The organism is Streptomyces sp. OfavH-34-F (genome assembly GCF_022347745.1).
In the GTDB taxonomy this organism is placed as follows: domain Bacteria; phylum Actinomycetota; class Actinomycetes; order Streptomycetales; family Streptomycetaceae; genus Streptomyces.
Genome location: NZ_JAKRGC010000457.1, coordinates 1 through 3,895, shown reverse-complemented (window position 1 = coordinate 3,895; position 3,895 = coordinate 1). Strand labels below are relative to the sequence as shown.

Below are 3,895 nucleotides of genomic sequence, written 5' to 3'. Positions count from 1 at the left end.
CCGGCGCCGTCGTCCTCGCGGACGGCCGCACCCTCCCGGCCGGAGCGGTCGTCGTCGGCATCGGCGCCCGCCCCGCCACCGGCTGGCTGGCCGGCTCCGGCATCGCCCTCGGGCCCGAGGGGTCGGTGACCGCCGACGCGGCGCTGCGCACCTCGCTGCCCGACGTCTACGCGGTCGGCGACTGCGCCTCCTTCCCCTCCGCCCGCTACGGCACCCGGCTGGTCGTCCACCACTGGGACAACGCCCTCCAGGGCCCCAGGACCGCCGCCGCCCACATCGCGGCCGGCGGCACGGCGGACGTCCCGCCCTACGACCCCGTCCCCTACTTCTGGTCCGAGCAGTTCGACCGGTTCGTGCAGTACGCCGGGCACCACGCGGACGCCGACACGCTGCTGTGGCGCGGCGACCCGGCCGAGCCCGCCTGGTCGGTGTGCTGGCTGCGCGACGGCGTCCTGGTCGCGCTGCTCGCGGTCGGCCGCCCGCGCGACCTGGCGCAGGGGCGGCGGCTCATCGAGACGGGGGCCCGGATCGACGCGGACCGGGCGGCCGACCCCTCCGTGGCCCTGAAGTCGGCGGTCCTGCGCCCCGAGGCGTGACCCTGAAGGGCCGAGTCCGGGTTTCGGCTGTCAGTCCGGGATGGCAGGCTTGTCCCGTGACCGAGATTGACGCAAAGATCGATGCTCTCGTCCCTGCCTGGCTCCACCTCCCCGACATCGCCGAGATGCTCGACATCGAGGTGACGCGCGTGCGGCAGCTGGTCAAGGAGGGCCAGCTCATCGCCGTACGCCGCGGGGAGAACCGAGCACTCCAGGTGCCGGCCGCCTTCATCGACGGCGACCGGGTCGTCAAGGGCCTCTCCGGAACCCTGACGCTCCTCAAGGACGACGGCTTCTCCGACGAGGAGATGCTGGAATGGCTTTTCACTCCCGACCCGTCCCTGCCCGGCACGCCCGCGCAGGCGCTGAGTGAGAATCGCGGCACGGAGGTGAAGCGCCGCGCCCAGGCGCTCGCCGTCTGACCGACCGCATCACCGCGGGGACGCGGACCGCGCCGCACGAGCGGGCGGTCCGCGTCCCCGTGCCGCACCACCGAATCGCCGTCATCGCCTTCCCCGGGGGGAACCGCACCATGTCCACGCCTCGCGCGCAGCTGTCCGACGCCCGGCTCTACCTGTGCACGGACGCCCGCAGGCGCCAGGGCGACCTGCCCGAGTTCCTCGACGCCGTGCTCGCCGGCGGGGTGGACATCGTCCAGCTGCGCGACAAGGGCATGGAGGCCGCCGAGGAGCTGGAGCACCTCGCCGTCCTCGCCGACGCCTGCGCGCGGCACGGCAAGCTCCTCGCCGTCAACGACCGGGCGGACGTCGCCCACGCCGCCGGCGCCGACGTGCTGCATCTGGGCCAGGGCGACCTGCCGGTGCCCGCGGCCCGCGCGATCATCGGCGCGGGGCCGGTCATCGGCCGCTCCACGCACGCCGAGGCCGAGGTGGACGCCGCCGTCGCCGAACCCGGTGTCGACTACTTCTGCACCGGCCCCTGCTGGCCCACCCCCACCAAGCCCGGCCGCCACGCCCCCGGACTGGACCTCGTGCGCTACGCCGCCTCGCTCGCCCCCCGCCGCCCCTGGTTCGCCATCGGCGGCATCGACGCGGACAATCTTGACCAGGTTCTGGACGGCGGGGCCCGCCGGATCGTCGTCGTACGGGCGCTCACCGAGGCGTCCGATCCCGGCGCCGCCGCCGCTGAGCTGGCCCGGAGGGTCCGCGAGCGCGCCGGAGCCTGACCGGCCGGCCCGGCCGGGACGACGGCCGCCCGGAGCCGGGCAGGGACGCGGTTGGGACGGATCTGTCCGAAGGGTGGACAAGAATCGGTCAAATATGGCAAATGCCCCCGGTTTGGTTGGGGGGCCGCGCCGCCCTGGTTAACCTGCCCGTATGGCCCTTGGCACACCTTCCACCAGGACAGATCGCGCACGCACCGTGCGCGAGATGCTCGAGACCGGCGCGACCTCGTACTCCTTCGAGTTCTGGGCGCCCAAGACCGAGAAGGGCGAGCGCAACCTGTGGAACGCGCTGCGCCGGGTCGAGGCCGTACGCCCGAGCTTCGTCTCCGTGACGTACGGGGCCGGCGGCTCCACCCGCGCCGGCACGGTGAAGGCCACCCAGGACATCGCCGCCGAGTCCACGCTCACCCCGGTCGCCCACCTCACGGCCGTCAACCACTCCGTCGCCGAGCTGCGCAACATGGTCGGCCAGTACGCCGACGCCGGCATCCGCAACATCCTCGCCGTGCGCGGCGACCCGCCCGGCGACCCGATGGGCGCCTGGGTCGAGCACCCGCAGGGCGTCAGGTACGCGGCGGACCTGGTCCGGCTGATCAAGGAGGCCGGCGACTTCTGCGTCGGCGTCGCCGCCTTCCCCGAGCGGCACCCCCGCTCCACCGACTGGGACAGCGACATCCGGCACTTTGTGGACAAGTGCCGCGCCGGCGCCGACTACGCGATCACCCAGATGTTCTTCGATCCGGAGGCCTATCTGCGGATGCGTGACCGCGTGGTCGCCGCCGGTTGCGACACGCCGATCATCCCCGAGGTCATGCCCGTCACCAGCGTCCGGCAGTTGGAGCGATTCCCCCAGCTCAGCAACGCGACCCTGCCCGTGGAGCTGAAAGAGCGCATCCTCGCCGCCAAGGACGACGCCGCCGCTGTACGCTCCATTGGCATCGACTTCGCAACGCGGTTCTGCGCGAAGCTGCTCTCCGAGGGTGTGCCCGGACTGCACTTCATCACGCTGAACAACTCGACTGCGACGCTCGAGATCTACGAGAATCTCGGACTGCACAAGCAGTCGTGACCGGCCGTACCCGCCACCACCCGGGGCGGTGGCCGTAGAAGGGGGCGGGCATGGGCTGGACGGTCCTCTACATCGCGTTCGGTGTCGTCGCGCTGTGGCTGCTCGGTGAGGTGCTGCTCCAGTACAAGGCCCGGCTGCGCTGGCGGCTCCTCGCGTTCACCGGCTTCCTCTGCGTCGTCATCGGCGTCCTGATGCCGTCCGTGCCCGTCATCGCGCTCGGCGCCATCGCCTTCGCCACCGGCCAGACCTATGTGACGCTCTCCTTCCGCAAGGGCTTCTCCACCGGCTGGGCGCTCGGCGGCAAGCCCGGCGAGAGCCGCCGCCGGCGCGGCGGCGCCGCACGCAAGCCCACGCTGGAGGTCTCCGGCCTCGAGGTGGAGTACGAGGGCGGCGCCCCGGACACCCCGCCGGTCCCGTCCGCCCCCCCGCAGGCCCCCGCCGCGCTCTACGCGACCGAGCCGATGCCCGAGGACACCGGCCAGTACGGCGTCTACGCCGACCCCGCCCCCCAGCAGCCCCAGGGCACCGGAGGGTACGAGGCGTACGACCCCTACACCGATTTCCCGGGCCAGCCCACCCAGGACCCGTACGCCGGAGCCGGCCAGTACGACTACGGCACCGACCCGCAGAGCTACGCCGCCTACTCCGACCCGTACATCGGCACCACCGCGAGCACCCCGCAGTACGGCGCGTACGACGGCTACCAGGGCACCCCGCAGTACGACCCGTACGCGCAGCAGCCCGACGCCTACGGCTCCGACACCCCGCCCGGCGGGGTCTGGGTGCCGCAGCAGCGCGAGAGCGAGCAGTACCCGCCCCAGCCCGCCCCGTACCCCCACGGCTACGACACCGGCTCCGCCGACCCGTACCGCTACTGACGGGCCGTCGCGCGCCGCCCCCGGCTCACCGCGAGCCCCGGAAGCCGTCCCCCTCCACCACGGTCCCGGCGACCAGCGCCCCGGACATGCCCGCGTGCGCGAGCCCGCCGCCCGGATGCGCCCAGCCGCCCGCCAGCAGCAGACCCGGCAGCCGGGTCCGGTTGGC

5 protein-coding genes are annotated in these 3,895 nt (G+C 73.5%); all 5 read left to right on the top strand.

Going from position 1 to position 3,895, the window contains the following annotated elements; genetic code table 11:
* A partial coding sequence (locus MHW47_RS33205) for an oxidoreductase C-terminal domain-containing protein (protein ID WP_239227564.1) occupies nt 1-596 on the top strand: 596 nt, incomplete at its 5' end.
* Nucleotides 597-652: 56 nt separating this feature from the next.
* On the top strand, nt 653-1,018 hold the full coding sequence (locus tag MHW47_RS33200) for an Rv2175c family DNA-binding protein (RefSeq protein ID WP_239227563.1): 366 nt from the start codon (nt 653-655) through the stop codon (nt 1,016-1,018).
* A 110-nt stretch (nt 1,019-1,128) separates the two neighbouring features.
* Entirely contained in the window at nt 1,129-1,782 is a 654-nt protein-coding gene (thiE, locus tag MHW47_RS33195) for a thiamine phosphate synthase (protein ID WP_239227562.1), read from the top strand.
* Nucleotides 1,783-1,933: 151 nt separating this feature from the next.
* Nucleotides 1,934-2,851, top strand: coding sequence for a methylenetetrahydrofolate reductase [NAD(P)H] (gene metF, locus MHW47_RS33190; RefSeq protein ID WP_239227561.1), 918 nt, complete (start codon nt 1,934-1,936; stop codon nt 2,849-2,851).
* A gap of 50 nt (nt 2,852-2,901) precedes the next feature.
* Nucleotides 2,902-3,729: a hypothetical protein gene (locus MHW47_RS33185; protein ID WP_239227560.1), complete on the top strand. Its 828-nt coding sequence runs from the start codon at nt 2,902-2,904 to the stop codon at nt 3,727-3,729.
* Nucleotides 3,730-3,895 lie beyond the last annotated feature (166 nt).